The sequence below is a fragment of the Halpernia sp. GG3 genome, assembly GCF_052976925.2.
In genome coordinates this window covers 1-20537 of record NZ_JBRIIR020000009.1, presented here as the reverse complement: position 1 = coordinate 20537, position 20537 = coordinate 1, and the positions used below count along the sequence as shown (strand labels likewise).

At 32.4% G+C, this 20537-nt stretch carries 18 protein-coding genes; 14 read left to right on the top strand and 4 right to left on the bottom strand.

All coding sequences use genetic code 11. The features are described 5' to 3' along the window. Nucleotides 1-19: 19 nt before the first annotated feature. From asnB to ACVBED_RS03480, 8 genes are all read left to right on the top strand, one after another. The gene (gene asnB / locus ACVBED_RS03515; protein WP_473094506.1) at nt 20-1693 is read left to right on the top strand and encodes an asparagine synthase B; all 1674 of its coding nucleotides are present in this window, start codon (nt 20-22) and stop codon (nt 1691-1693) included. A gap of 137 nt (nt 1694-1830) precedes the next feature. Beyond that, on the top strand, nt 1831-3219 hold the full coding sequence (locus ACVBED_RS03510; protein ID WP_473094505.1) for an MFS transporter: 1389 nt from the start codon (nt 1831-1833) through the stop codon (nt 3217-3219). A 405-nt stretch (nt 3220-3624) separates the two neighbouring features. Continuing rightward, a complete protein-coding gene (locus tag ACVBED_RS03505) occupies nt 3625-3921 on the top strand; it encodes a GNAT family N-acetyltransferase (RefSeq protein ID WP_447119510.1) in 297 nt (98 codons plus the stop codon). A gap of 11 nt (nt 3922-3932) precedes the next feature. After that, the gene (locus ACVBED_RS03500; protein WP_447119508.1) at nt 3933-4391 is read left to right on the top strand and encodes a hypothetical protein; all 459 of its coding nucleotides are present in this window, start codon (nt 3933-3935) and stop codon (nt 4389-4391) included. Nucleotides 4392-4488: 97 nt separating this feature from the next. Beyond that, on the top strand, nt 4489-6057 hold the full coding sequence (locus ACVBED_RS03495; protein WP_473094504.1) for a sodium:solute symporter: 1569 nt from the start codon (nt 4489-4491) through the stop codon (nt 6055-6057). A 64-nt stretch (nt 6058-6121) separates the two neighbouring features. After that, a complete protein-coding gene (locus ACVBED_RS03490) occupies nt 6122-7420 on the top strand; it encodes an AbiH family protein (protein ID WP_473094503.1) in 1299 nt (432 codons plus the stop codon). Between the two features lie 82 nt (nt 7421-7502). Next, nucleotides 7503-8354, top strand: a complete 852-nt coding sequence (locus ACVBED_RS03485) for a transketolase (protein WP_447119502.1) — start codon at nt 7503-7505, stop codon at nt 8352-8354. A gap of 185 nt (nt 8355-8539) precedes the next feature. Beyond that, nucleotides 8540-9490: a transketolase family protein gene (locus ACVBED_RS03480; protein ID WP_447119501.1), complete on the top strand. Its 951-nt coding sequence runs from the start codon at nt 8540-8542 to the stop codon at nt 9488-9490. 372 nt (nt 9491-9862) lie between these two features. Here ACVBED_RS03480 and ACVBED_RS03475 read toward each other — a convergent pair whose 3' ends face one another. From ACVBED_RS03475 to ACVBED_RS03465, 3 genes are all read right to left on the bottom strand, one after another. Then, nucleotides 9863-10234, bottom strand: coding sequence for a hypothetical protein (locus tag ACVBED_RS03475; protein ID WP_447119499.1), 372 nt, complete (start codon nt 10232-10234; stop codon nt 9863-9865). Nucleotides 10235-10300: 66 nt separating this feature from the next. Continuing rightward, on the bottom strand, nt 10301-10771 hold the full coding sequence (locus ACVBED_RS03470; RefSeq protein ID WP_090079020.1) for an Lrp/AsnC family transcriptional regulator: 471 nt from the start codon (nt 10769-10771) through the stop codon (nt 10301-10303). 134 nt (nt 10772-10905) lie between these two features. After that, nucleotides 10906-15690 (bottom strand): translocation/assembly module TamB domain-containing protein, encoded by a 4785-nt coding sequence (locus tag ACVBED_RS03465; protein WP_447119497.1) that lies wholly within the window; start codon nt 15688-15690, stop codon nt 10906-10908. A gap of 2 nt (nt 15691-15692) precedes the next feature. Here ACVBED_RS03465 and tsaD point away from each other — a divergent pair, with 2 nt between their 5' ends. The 6 genes from tsaD to ACVBED_RS03435 all read left to right on the top strand — a co-directional run bounded on the left by tsaD (nt 15693) and on the right by ACVBED_RS03435 (nt 19900). Further along, the gene (gene tsaD, locus ACVBED_RS03460) at nt 15693-16709 is read left to right on the top strand and encodes a tRNA (adenosine(37)-N6)-threonylcarbamoyltransferase complex transferase subunit TsaD (protein ID WP_447119495.1); all 1017 of its coding nucleotides are present in this window, start codon (nt 15693-15695) and stop codon (nt 16707-16709) included. Nucleotides 16710-16712: 3 nt separating this feature from the next. Then, nucleotides 16713-17405 (top strand): RsmE family RNA methyltransferase, encoded by a 693-nt coding sequence (locus ACVBED_RS03455; RefSeq protein WP_473094502.1) that lies wholly within the window; start codon nt 16713-16715, stop codon nt 17403-17405. A gap of 512 nt (nt 17406-17917) precedes the next feature. Beyond that, complete coding sequence (locus ACVBED_RS03450) at nt 17918-18076, top strand: hypothetical protein (RefSeq protein WP_473094501.1); 159 nt, start codon at nt 17918-17920, stop codon at nt 18074-18076. 93 nt (nt 18077-18169) lie between these two features. After that, the gene (locus tag ACVBED_RS03445) at nt 18170-18310 is read left to right on the top strand and encodes a hypothetical protein (protein ID WP_473094500.1); all 141 of its coding nucleotides are present in this window, start codon (nt 18170-18172) and stop codon (nt 18308-18310) included. Nucleotides 18311-19016: 706 nt separating this feature from the next. Continuing rightward, on the top strand, nt 19017-19139 hold the full coding sequence (locus ACVBED_RS03440; RefSeq protein WP_473094499.1) for a hypothetical protein: 123 nt from the start codon (nt 19017-19019) through the stop codon (nt 19137-19139). A 476-nt stretch (nt 19140-19615) separates the two neighbouring features. Continuing rightward, nucleotides 19616-19900 (top strand): hypothetical protein, encoded by a 285-nt coding sequence (locus tag ACVBED_RS03435; RefSeq protein WP_473094498.1) that lies wholly within the window; start codon nt 19616-19618, stop codon nt 19898-19900. A 395-nt stretch (nt 19901-20295) separates the two neighbouring features. Here ACVBED_RS03435 and ACVBED_RS03430 read toward each other — a convergent pair. Continuing rightward, nucleotides 20296-20537, bottom strand: a 242-nt coding sequence (locus ACVBED_RS03430; RefSeq protein WP_473094497.1) for a hypothetical protein, incomplete at its 5' end; no start/stop codon positions are given.

Genomic DNA, 20537 nt, shown 5'->3' with positions numbered 1-20537 from the left:
AAATAAAGAACTAAAATATATGTGCGGAATTGTATGCCTGTTTGATGCAAAGCAAAAAACTGAAACGCTAAGACCACAGGTTTTAGAAATGTCGAAGAAAATCAGACACCGCGGCCCGGACTGGAGCGGGATTTTTCAAAATAAAAAAACTATTTTTTCCCATGAAAGATTGGCAATCGTCGATCCAACTTCAGGGAAACAACCTTTATTTACAAAAGACGGAAATATTGTTTTAGCCGTAAATGGCGAGATTTATAACCATTTAGAATTACGAAAAGAATTCCCAGATTACGAGTTTTTAACCGAATCGGATTGTGAAGTTATTTTGGCATTGTATAAGAGGGATGGCAAAGACTTTTTAGATAAATTAAACGGAATTTTCGCATTCGCAATTTATGATATTGAAAAAGATGTTTTCTTAATTGGAAGAGATCATATGGGAATTTGCCCGCTTTACCAAGGTTGGGATAAAAACGGAAATTATTTTGTAGCTTCAGAATTGAAAGCGTTAGAAGGCGTTTGCAAAACTATTGAAACTTTTTTACCTGGACATTTACTTTATAGCGAAGACGGTTTTGAATTGCAACAATGGTACAAAAAAGATTGGGATAATTACGACAATGTAAAAGATAATGTGACAGATATTTCAGCCATTAGAAAATCATTGGAAGATGCCGTTCACCGACAATTAATGAGCGATGTTCCTTATGGCGTTCTACTTTCGGGCGGTTTAGATTCTTCAATTATTGCCGCAGTGACTGCAAAATACGCAAGAAACAGAATTGAAAGTGGCGATACGCAAGAAGCGTGGTATCCAAGATTGCACAGTTTTGCAGTTGGTTTGGAAGGTTCCCCAGATCTAATTGCCGCACAAAAAGCAGCGGATCATATTGGTTCAGTTCACCATGAAGTTCACTTCACGGTTCAGGAAGGTTTAGATGCCGTAAAAGATGTTGTTTATTATTTGGAAACTTACGATGTTACAACCATTCGTGCTTCTACGCCGATGTATTTATTGGCAAGAGTAATTAAATCTATGGGGATTAAAATGGTACTTTCTGGGGAAGGTGCAGACGAAATTTTTGGCGGTTATTTGTATTTTCACAAAGCCCCAAATCCTCGTGCTTTTCATGAAGAAACGGTAAGGAAATTAGGAAAATTACATTTGTATGATTGTCTTCGTGCTAATAAATCTTTAATGAGTTGGGGAATTGAAGGCCGCGTTCCGTTTTTAGATAAAGAATTTATGGATGTTGCAATGAACGTAAATCCTAAAGACAAAATGATCAGCAAAGCGGAAGGTAAAATGGAAAAATGGCTTTTGAGAAAAGCCTTTGAAGACCTTTTACCTGAAAGCATTACGTGGCGACAAAAAGAACAATTTTCAGACGGCGTTGGTTATTCATGGATTGATTCTTTAAAAGAAGTCGCAGAAAATGAAGTGAACGATGAAATGTTTAAAAATGCAAAATTCCGTTTCCCTTTAAATACGCCTCAGAATAAAGAAGAATACAGATACCGAACTATTTTTGAAGAGCATTTTCCTAGTGAAACGGCGGCGGCAACTGTTCCTTCCGTTCCTTCTGTGGCTTGTTCCACACCAATTGCGTTGGAATGGGATGAAGCGTTTAAAAATGCAAACGATCCGAGTGGACGCTCTGTAAATGTACATGATGAGTCTTACAAAGCATAAATAATTAGTAATTATTTAATATATTTTAAAATAAACCTGTTTTATAAAAAGCAGGTTTTTTGTTTCCTCTATTAAAAACAATTTGTTTATCTACTAAAAAATTGGCTCAATTATTACAAAAATCTTAATTTTGCATGATGATAAAATCTAACCTTGATCCTAACGTTAAAAAATATTTGCCATGGATACTGGCAACTGCTTTTTTTATGCAGATGTTAGATTCTACGGTTCTTAATACAGCATTACCTGCAATTGCTTCAGATTTTAAAGAATCTCCGCTTAATATGCAGAACGCAATTATCAGTTATGTTCTGACATTGGCTTTGTTTATGCCAGTTAGCGGCTTTTTATCAGATAAATTTGGAACCAGAAAAATCTTTATTTTATCACTCGTTTTATTTAGTATTGGTTCATTATTTTGCGCACTTTCTCAGGATTTAAATCAATTGGTTATTTCCCGAATTATTCAGGGTTTGGGCGGCGCTTTAATGACACCAGTTGGAAAATTGGCTTTGTTAAAAGCTTTTGATAAATCTGAACTTCTAAAGGCAATGAATTTTGCCACGATTCCCGCTTTAATTGGACCTGTCTTGGGACCTTTAGTCGGGGGTTATTTGGTAGATTATCTCAGTTGGCACTGGATCTTTATCATTAATCTACCAATCGGACTTTTAGGAATAATTTTAGGTTTAAAATTTATGCCAAATTACCTGGCAAAAGTTACCCATTTTGATTATAAAGGATTTTTAATTTTTGCCTCAGCCGCGCTTCTGCTTTCCATTTCTTTAGAATTGATGGGACAAACAAAGAATCTCAGTTTTATTTTGATGATCTTTTTCGTGGGATTTTTACTGCTTTATTATTATTATAGATATGCGAAAAAAACTGCAGATGTTATTTTTCCTTTAAATTTATTCCTCGTAAGAACCTTTCGTGTTGGGATTTTAGGAAATCTAGCATGTCGATTAGGCATCAGTTCCATCCCACTTTTAATTCCGTTTATGATTCAAATTGCGTACGGACAATCTGCCGTCGTTTCAGGTTGGATTATCGCGCCGATGGCCTTAACGGCAATGTTTGGGAAATCTGCAGTCATCTCAATTTTAAATTATTTCGGCTATCGAAAAACCTTGATGTACAATACATTTATTATCGGTATCTTGATTTTATGCATGGGAATTCCAGATATTAACACTTCTATCTATTGGTTTATTCCACTTTTAGCGGTAATTGGATTCTTTAATTCTATTCATTTTACAGCGATGAATACGATTGCTATTGCAGATTTGAGAAATGATCAGACCAGCAGCGGAAACTCCCTTCTGTCAGTAAACCAACAGATTGCAATTGGTTTTGGAATTGCGATTGGTTTGGCAGTTTTAAGATTTTATCAAAATATGTCACCTGTTCATATTCATGATGCTTTTAGAAATACTTTTCTAACAATCGGAATTTTAACTTTTCTCTCGGGTTTTGTCTTCCGGCGTTTACATTTTCGGGATGGTGATAATTTGAAATCGCATTAGCAGAATCTGAATAAAAATAATTTAGGGTTAGCGATTAATTTTACAAATAAAAATTAAATAATTATCTGTATAAAAAAAGCGAAAGATTATATTAAGTTTTCAACTTAAAACTTCACCCCTTTTTTATTATATTAAAAATTGAAAACTCGTATTTTTAATTTGCACTGCTTACTTTAATGTTTTAAAGTGCATTGCATTAAAAAGTTAATTACCGGATTCTGCCTTAGCAAAATTGATAAGAAATGATACTAAAGAAAAAGTTTTTACAAGTTTTTATTTTTTGGCCATTGGAATTTCTTTTTTTTATCCTATAATTTTTCTTACTTTTATTTTTTACGGTTGCGATGATCAGATTCATTCGGGATAACCGGGTGGAAAAATTAATTAATTAATTAATTAAAATTTATGGTAGAAATTACGCAAAATAATAATGAGAATTTTGGTGAATTCATTGCAACTTTTGAAAATCAAGCTGCTGGAATGTTAAAGTATCAATGGAAAAATCACACTACTTTTAACATCTTTCATACCGAAGTGGATGAAAAATTCGGTGGAAAAGGCATAGGTAAACAATTAGTAAAAGCAGCCGTAGAATACGCTCGAAAAAACAACAAGAAAATAATTGCCAGCTGCAGTTATGCACATGCAGTTTTAGAAAAAGATGGATTTTTGAGTGATATTTTCAGTAGTAATAGTTATTAAAATAAAAAATTATGAAAATAAAATATGCCTTTTTATTGCTTTCATTTGAAATTTTCGCTCTGCAATCATGTGAAAAGAAGGAAGCTGTAAAATCTGAATTAAAAACTGCGGACACTAATACCGACATCATGGTTAGCCCAATGGCGCACATCATGGATTCTGCGAACGTACTACCTTTACAAAAATTTTCTACTATAAAAAATAGAAATATTCCTATATTGGACAGTGCAATTACTTTAAAATCTTTAACAGAACTTTCGACTGAAAATTCATATCTTATTTTTAATAAAGATCAATCTAAAGCAGAATTATTTTTACCAAATGCAAAAAACAGTTTGATTCTTGAACGCAAAGGTACGGAAGGAAATTTCACATGGACTGACGGAACTTATGAATTAATACGATGGAAAGGCTACGTTTTACGAAGTCTAAAAGATGTGAAGCCTTTATTTGGTGGAGATTCCATGTAAAATTTTTAATTAAATAATAAGCCTTTCAAGAATTTTGGAAGGTTTTTTTTTAAATAATTTTAAAAACTATATTTGTGAAAAATTAATTAAAAAAAATATGAGTACTGTTACTCTTTTGCTGTCATTCGTCTTCATTTATTTTGTCGGGCTTTTGGTTATTTCTTTTTATACCAGTAGAAATGCGGATAATCAGTCCTTTTTTATTGGGAACAGAAAAAGCAAATGGTGGCTCGTGGCTTTTGGTATGATTGGAACGAGTTTGAGCGGCGTCACGTTTATTTCCGTGCCTGGAACTGTTGGCAAAATGACAGACGGCGCCTATAAATTCGGTGGGTTTGAATATTATATGCTCGTGATTGGCTTTTTCATCGGTTATTTTATTGTGGCATTTGTATTACTTCCACTCTATTACAAAATGAATCTGACGTCTATTTACACTTATTTAGGTAGAAGATTTAATGTGGAAGCACACAAAATTGGCTCGTTATTTTTTATTATTTCCCGGTCGATTGGTGCAACGGCAAGATTATTTTTGGTGGTGAATGTACTTCAAATTTTCCTTTTATCAGGTTTAAGCGTTCCTTTTTGGGCAACGTCTGCCATTATATTAATTATGGTTTTATTGTACACTTACAAAGGCGGTGTGAAAACAATTGTAATAACGGACACTTTACAAACGTCATTTATGCTTTTAAGTTTACTTGCATGCATCACTTATATTTTGACACATCTCAATCTATCTGCGGGGCAAGCGTATCATATTTTAGCAGAAAAAGATTACACTCATATTGTTAATACCGATTTTCATTCTAAAACTTATTTTGTGAAAACCATTTTAGGCGGAATGTTCATCACGATTGCAATGACAGGTTTGGATCAAGAAATGATGCAAAAAAATATTTCGGTGGACAATCTTCACAATTCTAAAAAAAACATGCTCACTTTTGCCGGAACCTTGCTTTTGGTAAATTTTGCTTTCTTATTTTTAGGCGGTTTACTCTATCTTTTTGCTCAAAGTAATGGTGCAGAATATGGTCAAATCGTAGATGTAATTTCAGGAAAATCAGGAAATGTTTTCGGTTTTAAAGATGCTGCAGGAAATATTACCAATATGATGGGCGATGATTTGTTTCCAGCGCTTTCACTTCAAGGTTACTTTCCCATTTTTATCGCCGTTATATTTATCATTGGTTTAATTTCTGCACTTTTTCCGTCTGCTGATGGTGCTTTGACGGCAGTGACGAGCTCAACATGTGTTGATTTGTTCAATTTAAATGAAGATGTTACGCGAACAGAAAAGCAAAAGAAACAGCTGAGAATAAGAATTCATTTAATTTTCGCCGTAGTATTTTTCGTATTGATTATGATTTTCAAAGCCATTAATGACAAATCCATTGTCTATCTTCTCATGGAAGTTGCTGGCTATACATACGGACCACTTTTAGGACTTTTCTCTTTCGGAATTTTAACAAAATTTAAAATTAACAAAAAATACGGAATTCTTGCTATTACGATCTTAGCACCGGTTTTAACTTATTTAATCAATTATTTCGTCACTCAAAACAGCACTTATAAAATTGGCGTAGAACTCATTATTATTAATGGGTTGTTGACTTTTATTGGCTTATGGCTGATTCGGGAGAAAGATAAATTTAAAATTGGATAAATTAAATAATTTAAATCGATTGAAGTATCAATCGATTTTTTTATTTTTATAGAAACATAATTTGATGAATAGATTAATTTTAGTAGGAAATGGTTTTGATCTGGCGCACGGTTTAAAAACAAGTTATCACGATTTCATTGATGATTTTTGGCGGAAACAGATGGAGGAAGTTCAATCTTATAATAACCTCTCCGCAACTTTTGAAAATGACTTTATTAAAATTGATAATATTTATCTTATTACTCCCTTAAATAATATTCAAAAACATGTTGATTTCAAAAATTTTATTCAAAATGTAAATGACCGTAATCGTAATTTTCAAGTTTCTTTTATTATTAAAAACAAATTTTTGAAAGACATTTCAGACCAAAGAGGTTTACAAAATTGGGTAGATATTGAAAATGAATATTACAAGCAACTTTACAAAATTAAAAATCCAATCAATTCAATAGGAAGATTTGAGAAATATGAAATTAATGACTTAAACGAAGATTTTATAGAAGTAAAAAGTTTACTGGTAAAATATCTTAAAGAAATTGATAAAACTATCAAAGTTGAAGAAAAGATTTGTCAGTCAATTTATAAAAATTTTAGTTTAAATGATTTTAGTTCTGAAAGTATCGCTGACAAAGTAAATAATGAACTTGTACAGAGATCATCAAATTTAAAAGCGTTAGAGGAAAATGAAGTTGATTTAAATGAAATATTTGAAAATGATGAAATTGAAGAAAAAGTCATTCATTCTAGATTATCTAGTAGTAAAAATAAATTTGAAAATCTAAAAGATTTAATTATTGAAAAAGAGAACTCTTTTAGTTATGCTGAAGTTTTTAATTTGATTCCTGCTAAAATAACTTTACTAAATTTTAATTATACTGATACACCCATCAAATATTTTGAGTTCAGATACAATTGGAATAATGGGACAGATAAATTGCCAACATTTAATTTTATCCATGGAAAATTAAATGATGAAAATAATCCCATTATTTTTGGTTTTGGTGACGACGTAGATAAAAAATATCAGGAGTTTGAAGATCTAAACGACAATAGATATTTGGAAAATTTCAAATCAATCGCTTACTTACAAACAGACAATTACAAAAAACTTTTAGAATTTATTAATTCTGAAGACTATCAAGTTTTTATTTTCGGGCATTCTTGTGGTATTTCAGATAGAACAATGCTAAACACAATTTTTGAACACGAAAATTGCAAATCTGTAAAACCATTTTATCACTTAAAAAAGGATGGTTCTGATAACTACACAGAAATAGTTCAAAATATTTCTAGAAATTTTAATGATAAAAAGAAATTCAGAGACAGAGTTGTTAATAAAACTTACTGTGAACCTTTAACTTAATTTGTTTCATAAATTCAAATGTTTCCAATTTTTTAAAACCACTCAAATTTCTTACTTTTGGGCAACTTAATAATTAATAACAATGAGTCACTCAATTGAAGAATTAAAAAAAACCGCAACGCAGATTAGAAGAGATATTCTGCGCATGGTAAATGCGGTAAACTCGGGACATCCAGGCGGAAGTTTGGGTTGCACAGAATTTTTTACAGCGCTTTATGGCAAGGTGATGCATTATGAATTACCGTTTACAATGGCCGGAAAAAACGAAGATTTATTTTTCCTTTCCAACGGACATATTTCACCCGTCTTCTACTCTACTTTAGCAAGATTTGGATTTTTTGAGGTTTCAGAATTAGCAACTTTTAGAAAATTAAATTCTCGTTTGCAAGGCCATCCTACCACACACGAAGGTTTGCCGGGAATTCGGATTGCGTCTGGCTCTCTTGGACAAGGACTTTCTGTGGCGATTGGCGCGGCTTTAGGTAAAAAAATGGACGGTGATAAAAGTTTAGTTTACACCATGCAAGGTGATGGCGAATTGCAGGAAGGTTCCAACTGGGAAGCCTTTATGTTCGCTTCTGCCAAAAAAGTGGACAATTTAATTGCTACAATCGATTACAACGGTCGCCAAATAGACGGCGACACCGACGATATTGTTAGTTTAGGTGATTTACACGCCAAGTTAGAAGCCTTTGGTTGGTTGGTTTTAGAAGAGAAAAACGGCAATGATTTAGAAGCCGTGATTGGTATTTTAAATAAAGCAAAAAGTGAAACTGGCAACGGAAAACCAGTCGTGATTTTATTACATACAGAAATGGGTTCCGGTGTAGATTATATGATTGGCTCTCACGCATGGCACGGAAAAGCACCAAATGCAGATCAGTTAGAAAATGCTTTAGGTCAATTAGAATTAGAAGAAAAAACAGATTATTAGAATTATTTGGGCAGCAATTTCCGCCTTCCGTTCCCAATCTTTTTGCCTGGAAAGGTCTTCTATAAATCGAAAGATTTTGTCAAGCAAAAAGGATTTTCACTAAAGTCGGGCTGCAACTGATTCATAAAAAGAAATAAACTTTTAAATTCGAATAATTCGTTAAAATTCGAGAAATTCAAAAAATTATGAAATTTACATACACAGAAAAAAAAGATACAAGAAGTGGTTTTGGTGCAGGTTTAGCCGAACTGGCTGACAAAAATCCCAATGTAGTTGCACTTTGTGCAGATTTAATCGGTTCTCTAAAAATGGAGAAATTTATTGAAAAAGCACCCGAAAGATTTATCCAGGTTGGGATTGCTGAAGCAAATATGATGTGCATTGCTGCAGGATTAACCATTAGCGGAAAAATTCCTTTTACAGGAACTTTCGCCAATTTTTCTACTTCTCGAGTTTATGACCAGATCCGACAGTCCATTGCTTACTCAAATAAGAATGTAAAAATTTGCGCTTCTCACGCAGGTTTAACTTTGGGTGAAGATGGCGCAACGCATCAGGTCTTAGAAGACATCGGAATGATGAAAATGCTTCCAGGAATGACGGTTATCAATACCTGTGATTATAACCAAACCAAAGCCGCAACATTAGCAATTGCAGATTTAGAAGGACCGGTTTATTTAAGATTTGGTCGTCCGGTAGTTCCTGTTTTTATGCCGGAAGACATGCCGTTTGAAATCGGAAAAGGAATTCTTTTACAAGAAGGAACAGATGTAACAATTGTTGCAACGGGACATTTAGTTTGGGAATCTTTAGTTGCAGCAGAAGAATTAGAAAAACAAGGGATTTCTTGTGAAGTCATCAATATTCATACGATCAAGCCTTTAGACAATGATATTATTTTAAAATCCGTAAAGAAAACTGGTAAAATTGTGACTTGTGAAGAACATAATTACCTTGGCGGTTTAGGAGAATCTATTGCGGGAATGCTTGCGAAAAATCATCCAACTTTACAGGAGTTTGTTGCAGTTAATGATACTTTTGGAGAATCTGCAACGCCGGAACAACTAATGCATAAATATGGAATTGATTCTGAAGCGGTTGTAAAAGCGGTAAAACGAATTATAGAGACTGTGTAGATTGTAATTTCATTATATAAAACTCTGTTCTAAATTATTAGAGCAGAGTTTTTTTATAGGAACTAACTGAATGAAAAGCTTAAAAAAATTAGATAAAAACGAGATATAGAATATTAAACAAAAAATTCCATACCATCTTTTCTTATTTGCAGTTTGGTCATTATAGAAGTTATTTTTATGAGAACGCGTGTAATTTATTTTCTAATATCAACACATGGAAACGTATACCTAGTATTTTAAAAAATTATAAATTTTAGGTAATTTTGTGCGGTCACCAACGTTTATTTAGAAAATTCACGGTAAATATGGTTAAAAATCAAGAATCTTTCTTCCATATATCTTAACAAGAATATAAATTTAAATCACAACTAATTACTTAAAATAATTCCATTTAGGAATTATCACCAATAATCCGACGCCCACATAAAGAAATAAATTTGTCACATCAGTATATAAAAAGGTGTCCAAATAAAACTGATGTAAATAAAAATGCATAGCTACAAAAAGAGGAAATGAAAAGATAGCAAATTTTCTAAAAAAAGCAATACCTAAAATAGAAAAAAGGGACAATGCATCCACCAAGAAGATGATAAAAAAATACCAAACCGGAATATGCAAAGTGTTACGCTGTAAGAATTCATCGCCATCAATACCAAGTCCCATCAATGTAAAAAGCGCAAGAGATCCTAAAGCAACATAAAACGTTGCCGTTTTTTTTGGTTCATTATCAAAGTAATTATCCATATTATAAAAAATAAAAAAAACTTTTGAAACCTAATTCAAAAGTTTTATTTAAATTCAGAGAATCAATTATATATGAATCGCTTTTATCAAGCGGTTCTTGTCGCTGATGTATTCTTCCATAGAAATCATACTTTCAGTTCTCATTACATCTTCGATATCATCTATTTGATAGATAATTTCTTTTGCATTTTCAGTATTTTTAGCTTTCACCTTGCAAAAGATATTATATTTACCGGAAATCACACTTGTTTCTATAACGTTTGGAATCTCCCCAAGTTTTCTAAGAACATCTTGTGTTTTATTAGATTTAGTTAAGAGAATACCGATAAATGCTGTAAAATGATAGTTTAATTTTGTGTAATCTATATTTAAAGATGATCCTAAAATTATTCCCGCATCTTCCATTTTCTTTACGCGCACATGAATTGTTCCCGCAGAAACGTCCATTTGTTTCGCTATTTCAGTAAATGGCATTCTTGTATTTTCAACTAAAAAATCTAATATTTTTTTATCTATTTCGTCCAGTTGGTAATTCATAATTTTTTTTAATTTTAAAGAATAAATAGTTTTTACTATATTTTATTGCAAATTTATGAAAAATTATTAATAATAAAAAATTAAGACAAAAATTAACAATATTTAACTAAAATTACAATTTTGATTGGTATTCTTTATTTTAATGAATCAATCTTAATAGAATCTTTTTTAATATCAAGTTTTTGCAGCTGACCTTTTTTTATTTTATTCTTTCTTTTAAAGATAGTATTGAAGCTTTTGCTATAAACGACCCCAGCTCCGTAACTTTGGTTTGCACCAGGGTTACCTGTACTTCCTCCGCCAATAAGTCCAATATTGCTGGGTTTCGAATAAAATCTTACAATTCTACTGCCATCATTCTTTTTAGAAAAATCATACTCTACAATACCTTCACCCGAGAGATAATTGGTATTTGCTTCGCTGTTTTTTGAAAGTGGAATCCCCAAACCCGTTTTTAAAGTAACACGTGGTGATAAAATAATACTAACTCCCGCATTCGCCCGATCACCACTATTAGATCCCTGGTCTCCCTGAATATAATTTAAATCTACCTGAAACTCGTTACTGATTGAGTTTAAAACTGAACCTAATTGTTTAAATAAAATACCATAGCCTGTATTTTCAGCAGTTTTACCGACATTTATATTTAAACCACCAGAATTTTGTACGTTAAAACTGTTTAAAATTAAAATTGATCCAAACTGAAAAACTTTTTCATCTTCCTGGCTCATTTTGGCTGCTAAAGTTTCCTTAATTTGACTGGAAACATCTGGCGCAGTTACATCTAGATTTATTTTAGGATTATTTAAAGTTCGGGAAATTTTTGTGGTAAGAAGTACATTTATTGGTTGTAAAGTTCCAACACTCAAATATTCTCCTGCGTTTGTGACAGTTCTTAGGTAATTTGCGTTAATATCTAAAACTGGTGCTATCGCATTTCCATCCCATTCGATACTGCTGTTTTTCTCAATTTGGAATGTTCTGTTTAGAAATGCCTTTGAAACGTACGTGCCATTTTCAACCAAATATTTACCATTTATAGAAAGATTTCCATTTCTACTTAGGTTAAATTTCAAATTATTAGCAACACCTCTCACACTAATATCACCAATATTATCTCCTACTAAAACATTTACCGTGGTTCCTTTATCTATATCCAAAGTAAAATCCAGATTCATATTTGCGCCATACTTTTTACGGTCTTGAACTTTTACAGCACCTTTTTTGTCTCGTTCCAGAAATCGCAGCATATTATATTCTTCTACATTTGCAGTTGAGTTACTGTTAAAGGTAAAAATACTATTATTTAAAGCTTTCATGTTTGGCGTTGAGATATTGAGAGCAGAAACAGGTCCATCGACGAATAAATCACCTTTGCCATAAACACGACCCCAAAATAAATCAAAATCCTTCTGCTGAGTGTCCAGAAGTAATAAGTTATCCGCTCTCATTACAAGATTGACACCCAAAGATGCCAAAGTTTGAAACTGAACTGCGCCAGAAATACTTCCTTTAGAATTAGTCCTACCATCTTTTACACCAATATCATTGAGTACTGCTAAACCTTTCGTGAGCGGAATAACCGTGTCATCAAAGGAATAATCTACACCCGTAAAAAGTAATTTTAATCCAAATTTCTTCAATGCGATATCTCCGCTGTAATCGACGTCTGATAATGTTCCAGAGATATTGAGATTTCCTGAAGCTTTACCACGCACATTCCCAAAAACAGTTTTTACAAATTCCTGCGTAAAAGAAAGATCAAATTGATCCATCGCAGCAACCAAATTTAAACTAGGAGATTTTGTATTATTATTAATTGTGCCGGTAAGATTTAAGGCATTATTTCCAAAAGTATCCGACGACAATACTTTTGCGGACACATTAAATATATTTGGGCTGTCGCTATTTTTTGCTTCTATTACAATATTGCCCATTTTTTTACCATTTAAAACGATATTTTCAACATTGAAATCAATGATAGGCTTTAAATTACTTTTATCCATTTCAAGCTGAAAAGTACCATTTGCAATTCCTGTTAAATCAATGCTATTGTCAGATTTTGAAAACGCCAAAATTTTAGAGAGTTGAAAGTTTTTTACGACTCCCGCAGCTGTAAAATCTTTTGCAGATTTAAACAATGCATTTTTCAAAAACAACTCGCTCTCATCGGAATAAATTCTAAAATTTTGTATTAGAAAATCTTTGGTTTTTTTACGGTAAGTGATAGATTCATTTTGTTCTGCAGTTGCATCAATTTTCCAAACAACCTGATTTAATTTAATTTCCGTTGGTTCAAATCTTATTACATAATCACCTTCGACATTGGTTGTTTGGTTAAGATTTATCGCGTAATTATTCAGTTTTCCATCGACTTCTTCCTCGGGACTTCCTAGTTTAAAATTTGCGGTAAGGTGTAAAATTTTATCGTTATCATTTTTACCTTTTAAAGAAACGTCCTTTAAAATATTATTTTTGTATTTTATCCTACCAATTTTTGCAGCAATCTGCCCGTCTAAATTCGCTGTATTTATCCTGATTGAAACATCATCTACCATCGCAGAATCTTTCGTGACTAATGCCGTAGTTTGGATTTTATAAGATGGATTTGCTAACGCTAAAGCTTTATCCGCAGCAGAAATTTCCTCAGTTTTTGTCATGAGATATTTCAACTTTAAAGCGTCGGCATTTAGTATTAGATCATTAGAATTTCCAATAAAAGAACCATCTATTTTTAATCCGTCAGGAATATTAATATTTGGTTCAAAATAGCTTATTATCGGCTGTAAAATATTGAAATTAAACTTAAAATCCTGGCCATTAAATGATTTTTGAATTGAATTTCCAGCGAGAATTTTATTAAATCCATTCTGAATCATTCCCACTAAATCACCTAAATTAAATCTCCCGGAAATCTCCCCGTCCACAGCGCCGGGTGCATTAACACTGACAATCCTTAAACCATTTTCAAAATAAGTTTTGAAATCGCCGTTTGGAATATTAAATTTTTGAGTGGAAGTTGCGAAATCAACATTTTTTAAGTTCGCATTTAGAATTAAATCATTAAGATTGGTCATTGAAATATCTGCATCAAAAATTCCACTTAAATTCTGCACAGTAGTTCCGTTCGTAAAATAACTAAGATTTAAAATTGAAATATCTGCTAAAAAATTACCTTTTAAGTTTTTTGTACTAAAATCAAAAAAACCATTAATATCTGCTTTCGCTTGCTCGTCATTAATATTAGCAATTCCTTTATAGGTTTTATGATCTAAAATACCATCCAAATAAATATTGTTAATTTCTTTACCTAAAATCTCAACTTTAGAAATCTGCGATTTAGTTTTCAAGATCATTTTATTCACATCTAAACTTTGACCGTTAAAATTAAATTTACCCGAGAGTAATCCAACTTGCTGATCTTTGGTAATTATTGATGTATTTAAATCTGTAATTTCTGCATAACCCCTAAATTTGGGTAAATCTGTTGAAAAATCGCTTAAATAAAAATTATCGATTTTTGCCTGACCGATACCCGTGATTAAATTTGCTGTTGGTACAAAAATCTCTTTTGGCGTCACTTTAACTGCGCCTTTATAATTTATTCTACCAAAATCATCGGCGAAATTTTTCATTTTTTCTGAAATAAAAGTAGGTAGCATTGCTTTTAAGTCAATGTATGTGAGGTCCGTTGAAAGATGATTTGTTTCAATCTGGAAATTTCCTCTCAACAGATTGGTAGCTTTTAAAGTAGTTGTATTTATAGCAACTTGGTTGTTTCCAACTTGAAAATTTTCTAAATAAAACTTATTTAGAGGCCCGCTCATCTTTCCAGAAACTGCAAAAGGTTTATAATTATCCCAGTTTGTTACGAAATAACTTAAATCATACCCGGAAAGTTGACTTCCTTTTTTAAGATTAAAATCTATACCAACTTTATTTTCAAAATCTTGCCAACCAGTTTTAGAATCCAGATTAAAAATAATATCACCCATCAACAAACTGTGATCAGTATTAAAAGTTAGATCTTTAAGAATTAACGCTTTATCTGATAAAGAGAAATCAGTGGAAAAAGTTTCAACTTTATTAACTTTTCCGTAGCGTCTGGTGTTAAACGAAAAATTATTTATTTGCGCAGTTACGTTTGATCCATTCACTTTTAAAGTAGGCACTTTAAGATTTACGTTATCTGCGATCAACCATTTTCCGGCATCACCTTCATGATTTTGATTGATGATTGAAACTTTACTATCCAAAATATAGAGCCGCGAGTTAAGTTGGAAAGAGCCACTTTTTTTCTTTTTATTCGAAGAAAATTTGTCTATGTAAGTTATAAAGTTAGATACATCATTTCCTTTATAAGTGACCACTTTTATATCAGCATTTGAAAGCGTAACCGATCTGAATTTAATATCATTAGAATTTGCGATCAAGGAAAACCAATCAGAACTTGCAGTAAGATCTCGAACCTTTATAAAATCTAAACCTTTGTCATCCTGAATTTTTAGACCGTGGATTTGAACATCTCCAAATAAATTTACATCTACTTTTTGAGTGGTCATTTTTGTTTTTAAATCATTATTAAGCAACTGTATTGCCTGATTTGCGACATATCTTTTGGTGACCGGTAAATTAATCGCTACAAAAACTAAAATAACGATTCCTAAAACCAACCAAAATAAAATCAATAACAATTTTGCCCACCAAGTATAACTTGTAACATCCTGAACAGCCTGCGTTCCAAATTCTTTTGCTGTTTCTACAGGATGCTGTACCGCATCTTTTAGTAAATGCTTGGCGTCGCCAACGGTTTTTACAACATTATTCTCAATATCAGACACCTTATCACCCACTTGCTCAGAGAGGGATTTGCCAGATTTTTTTGAGTTGTTATTTTTATTATTTTCTATCTTTGCCATATATGAGCGACATAATTATTTTAGGTATTGAATCTTCATGTGATGATACTTCTGCAGCAGTTATCAAAAATCATACTATACTATCCAACGTTGCAGCCTCGCAAAAAGTACATATTGAATATGGAGGCGTTGTTCCAGAATTGGCTTCCAGAGCGCATCTGCAAAACATAATCCCTGTTGTACAAAAAAGTCTGACTGTAGCAAATATACAACAAAAAGATATTTCTGCTATTGGTTTTACACGCGGTCCGGGACTTTTGGGTTCGCTCTTAGTGGGAACTTCTTTTGCTAAATCGTTAGCGATGAGTCTGGATGTTCCGTTGATTGAAGTCAACCATTTGCAAGCCCATATTTTAGCACATTTTATTGATGATGCAAATCCACGTCCACCCAAATTTCCTTTTTTATGTTTAACGGTAAGCGGCGGTCACACAATGATTGTTTTAGTTAATGATTATTTTGACATGAAAATTATCGGCAAAACTTCTGATGATGCTGCGGGCGAAGCATTTGATAAAATCGGTAAAATATTTGATTTGGATTATCCGGCGGGACCGATTGTGGATAAATTAGCAAAATTAGGTGATGAAAATAAATTTAAATTTAATAAGCCTAAAATTGACAATTACGACTATTCTTTTAGTGGCATAAAAACGTCGGTACTTTATTTTGTTCAAAAACAGGAAAAAGAAAATCCGAATTTTGTTAAAGAAAATTTGAATGATTTGTGCGCATCGGTGCAAAAAGCCATCGTTGAAATTTTAATGAACAAATTAGAAAAAGCCGCAAAAGATTTAAATATAAATGAAGTTGCGATCGCCGGTGGTGTTTCTGCAAACTCCGGTTTACGTGAAGCTTTGAAAAAAAATGAAGAAAAACTAAATTGGAAATCTTACATTCCTAAATTTGAATATACTACGGATAACGCCGCAATGATTGCAATGGTGGCAAAATTAAAATTTGAACGTGGTGAATTTACTGATATTACGGCAGTTGCCACTTCACGATACGAAATTTAAACTATGAAATTATTTTTTGGTGACATTTTTCCGGAAGTTAAAATTAACGAAGATGAACAGGCGCACATTCTGAAAGTATTGCGTATGAAATCTGGTGAAGAAATCTTCTTAACGGATGGAAAAGGAAATTTAGCACAAGGAAATTTAGTTTTAGAAGGTAAAAAAGCAAGTTTAGACGTTTTAAATATTAAAGAAAACCTACCCGATTTTTTACCGAAACTTCACATTGCCATTGCACCAACAAAAAACTTAGAACGTATCGAATTTTTTGTGGAAAAAGCCACAGAAATGGGTATTTCAGAAATTACTTTTCTGCAAACTGAAAAAACGGAACGCAAACATTTGAGCATCGATAAAATTCAGAAAAAAGCTATTGCGGCAAGTAAACAGAGTTTGAGATTTCATTTTCCGAAAATTAATGAAATTATAAAACTTTCAGCGTTTTTACAAAATATTGATTCCACAAAGACTTTCGTGGCGCATTGCAATGAAAATTTAGAGCGGATAAATTTAAATGAAATCAATTACTTAGAAAATTATACTTTTTTAATTGGTCCGGAAGGTGATTTTTCTGACAAAGAAATTGAACTTTTAGCAGCAAAAAACATCAAAGCGATTTCACTTGGCAATCAACGTTTGCGCACGGAAACAGCGGGTATTTTTGTTGCCGCCTGGAATTATTTAAAAATGGGATAACTATTCATTTTGGATTTAACATTAACATTGCTAAAATTCACTTTTTCTTTTTAATATTTTTTTCATTTTCATAATAGTTATCATCCTAAAATACCTGATAAAAAATTATCTCTGCAATAAAATAAATTTAAGAATTTTATATTAATATTTTTATTTATATAATTTTTTAATATAAAATTTCATAAATAAATAAATTAGATTTGTAAAAAAATTTTATGGTTAAAATTTCTTCCGCTTCTGGAATTTTTCTGCTACTTTTCTCTCTTTTTTGCGATGCTATTCAGAGAGCCAACAGATTGGGTCAGTCATTCAACTAATGATCTTTGGTACCGAACGCTAATCCAGTTCCTGATTTTACAGACGCAACATTCCTGAGTTTACAGAACTTTCAGTATATGGGATGATGATTTTGGGAAAGGTGATCAAAGTGAATTGATTTAAAGGTTGAAATCCCTTTAATTTCTGAAAAAGTATCATTAAAAGTTTGGGCAGTTCCAATAGAATATTTTAATGTGACGGACGCTATAAAAGAACGCCGTGGAATGCAGAAAAATTCGGGTTTTGCTTCCGGTGATGTCTACATTCAAATGAGAAAATCACTTTTAAAAAATCGAAGAAAAAAAAACTTCACTGATATTGAATACTACTTCAAAAATGGCGTCGGGAAATAATCACAAAGACCGTGTTGTTTTAATAATCGTGGGATATTTATTTCGATGTAGAGGTTTGGAAAAATTCATGCTCGAAAAATGGTTTTCTAATGAGTGAGTTGGTCTGCAGACGCTGGCATTTTGATTCTTGGGACATACAGAACGTCCGATTTTAAAAGTGCCAGTGATGACGCAGTAACGTACGGATTAAAATTAATTTCTGAAAAAGAAGATATAAACTCTGGGAAAACATAATTTCCGGGCGACAGCGGCTGGGTAAAACGTGTAGCAGATTACGGTGACTCAACCTGGTTCGTTCGTGCTTCAAAATTAAATCTAAAAAAACAATAAAAATACTTATTTCATTCGAGTATCAAAATGGGATCCGCCATTTTCCTTTCAAGCCAAATTAGACATGGTGCAAATTTTCCACTTGAAATTTAACACCCAACTTTTTGTAGATAAGTCAAAAGTGCTCATGGTAATTTTCGATAATGGATTTTGGAATAATCATAAAGTTAAAAGAATTTAGGGGCGCGAATTTAGCAAAGTGCTCGTGATGAAAATCTAGATTTAATGGAATATTCCTTAAACACTGTATTTTTAATTTTTATACTCTTCAGTATAGGATTTGCTAAATCTGCGCAGAACTCTGAAAAAAGTTTTAATTCTTGACACAGAAAGGTGCTTCAAAATTAGCAAATCGGGAAATTGAAGAAGCAGAAAAATTAAATAAAAAGTTTCGATTGTAGTTTTAGATTTTCGAGCGAACTTTAATTTTATTAAAAGGAGATAAGTTAGCCAACACAAATACGGAAGCATGTAGAACAAGTATAGACTTCAGTTTTGTACTCAAAACTGAAGTTTTATTCTGTATGAAAAATGCGGTCTGATAGTATAGACGCAAAAAATTGAGATACTTTCACCTGAATGATGATGACTTGGTGGTGGAGTTCTGAGTTTGGAAAGATGGCGACTTAGCTCGGGGGCATCGAGCGTTTCTGGCGGCGGCGGAAGTGAGAACGATGATAATATTGCTATGAAAGCCATTCAAAATTCTGGATATTCTGTGACAAAAAATTAGTAATTTTAAATCTTTAAATTAGAATATTGTATTTTTAAATATTAAAGATGAATAATGAAATCTCAATCAGAAAAAGATATCAAAATTTCAAAACGTAAAACGAAAAAGTGTATCCGGACATAAATTCGCAACTTTTACAGATATAAAAACTTATGATTCGCGATTTTCAAATGATCGATTGTTGATGATGACCTGCTCCGTTACGTTGATAATTATCCGATTTTTAGAGAACAGATGAAAATGATACTTTATGGAAGGTGTGATTTATGGACTGCATGAAACGTCTGGAGATCTGACACCAATTTAAAGAAATATAATTCCCGCTTGACTTCCGACGGCGCTAACGAAAGTACGGATCACTTATTTGTAGATAGAATTGACTAATCTGACTTTTCGGAAATTCGCATCCTTTTAGAATTAAAATTAAAAACGAATAGAATGATAATGATGATTGATTTTTATGTCTAAAAAAGCGGATGCTTCCGAGAATTGACGGACTCGAAATAGTAGACATTCTGTCGCCCAATCGGATTAATTTTTTAGTTTTTGAAAACACTTTGGTAGAAGAGCATATTTCCGGTATCCCGGGTGATGTTTTCATCGACCGGTATATAGATGAGAACACCAATAAAATAAGGCTTGCAAAAGAGTTTGTAAAGTTTAATGAGCGCTGTTTCCTGCGACTTTTAGGGGATCAAAGAGCTTATAATTTTGTGATCGTTTTAACACCAGATTTTGATCAGATGCAATATCGAATCTGAAGTATTGATTTTGAATCAACAGTGCTATGAAGGAAAAATAAATCTCTGATAAACCGCAGTTTTTTAGAGAAAATCTAGATTATGTAAAATTCTGAAATTCTGAGAATTTGATGAATCTTCCATTAAGCAATACCAGCACGAAGAACGTGCTGCTGGTGGCGAAAAGAATGCTCTGTGGGGAAAAGCAGACTTAACAGTTACTTTCTGTGGAATGAAAAAAGATCATATCGCTCCTCAGTATAAAGACAGTTCCAAAGGAAGAACAGAAATTTTTGAGGTTTTGAAAGATGATGAAGTTCTCATTGATGACGAATTCGATTGGTGAAATTGTAGAAGCAGTGTCAAATTTCATTTTGAAAATTTATCGAACTTCAGTGACGAAAATCTTCTGAGATTTAAATATTTTCCGAATAAAAAATACCTTCTGAAACTGAAAGGTATTTTTTATTGGTAAAATATTCAAAATTAAAAACTGAAACATACGAACATGGAATTCTTCTGTTTTGTGCTTTGGATTCATCTGTATCATTTGCTGCGCAAACAGGAAATTTGCGAGCCGAAACCTTCAGATTCTTACTTCTGTCTGCAGCAGTTCCAATTTCGTTAATCGAGTTTCGTAGTTGAAGCGCGAAGGTTA

Excerpts from the sequence above, each read along its gene's own strand:
- asnB (WP_473094506.1), top strand. The coding sequence starts at position 20 with ATGTGCGGAATTGTATGCCTGTTTGATGCAAAGCAAAAAACTGAAACG.
- ACVBED_RS03510 (WP_473094505.1), top strand. The coding sequence starts at position 1,831 with ATGATAAAATCTAACCTTGATCCTAACGTTAAAAAATATTTGCCATGG.
- ACVBED_RS03505 (WP_447119510.1), top strand. The coding sequence starts at position 3,625 with ATGGTAGAAATTACGCAAAATAATAATGAGAATTTTGGTGAATTCATT.
- ACVBED_RS03500 (WP_447119508.1), top strand. The coding sequence starts at position 3,933 with ATGAAAATAAAATATGCCTTTTTATTGCTTTCATTTGAAATTTTCGCT.
- ACVBED_RS03495 (WP_473094504.1), top strand. The coding sequence starts at position 4,489 with ATGAGTACTGTTACTCTTTTGCTGTCATTCGTCTTCATTTATTTTGTC.
- ACVBED_RS03490 (WP_473094503.1), top strand. The coding sequence starts at position 6,122 with ATGAATAGATTAATTTTAGTAGGAAATGGTTTTGATCTGGCGCACGGT.
- ACVBED_RS03485 (WP_447119502.1), top strand. The coding sequence starts at position 7,503 with ATGAGTCACTCAATTGAAGAATTAAAAAAAACCGCAACGCAGATTAGA.
- ACVBED_RS03480 (WP_447119501.1), top strand. The coding sequence starts at position 8,540 with ATGAAATTTACATACACAGAAAAAAAAGATACAAGAAGTGGTTTTGGT.
- ACVBED_RS03475 (WP_447119499.1), bottom strand. The coding sequence starts at position 10,234 with ATGGATAATTACTTTGATAATGAACCAAAAAAAACGGCAACGTTTTAT.
- ACVBED_RS03470 (WP_090079020.1), bottom strand. The coding sequence starts at position 10,771 with ATGAATTACCAACTGGACGAAATAGATAAAAAAATATTAGATTTTTTA.
- ACVBED_RS03465 (WP_447119497.1), bottom strand. The coding sequence starts at position 15,690 with ATGGCAAAGATAGAAAATAATAAAAATAACAACTCAAAAAAATCTGGC.
- tsaD (WP_447119495.1), top strand. The coding sequence starts at position 15,693 with ATGAGCGACATAATTATTTTAGGTATTGAATCTTCATGTGATGATACT.
- ACVBED_RS03455 (WP_473094502.1), top strand. The coding sequence starts at position 16,713 with ATGAAATTATTTTTTGGTGACATTTTTCCGGAAGTTAAAATTAACGAA.
- ACVBED_RS03435 (WP_473094498.1), top strand. The coding sequence starts at position 19,616 with ATGCTTCCGAGAATTGACGGACTCGAAATAGTAGACATTCTGTCGCCC.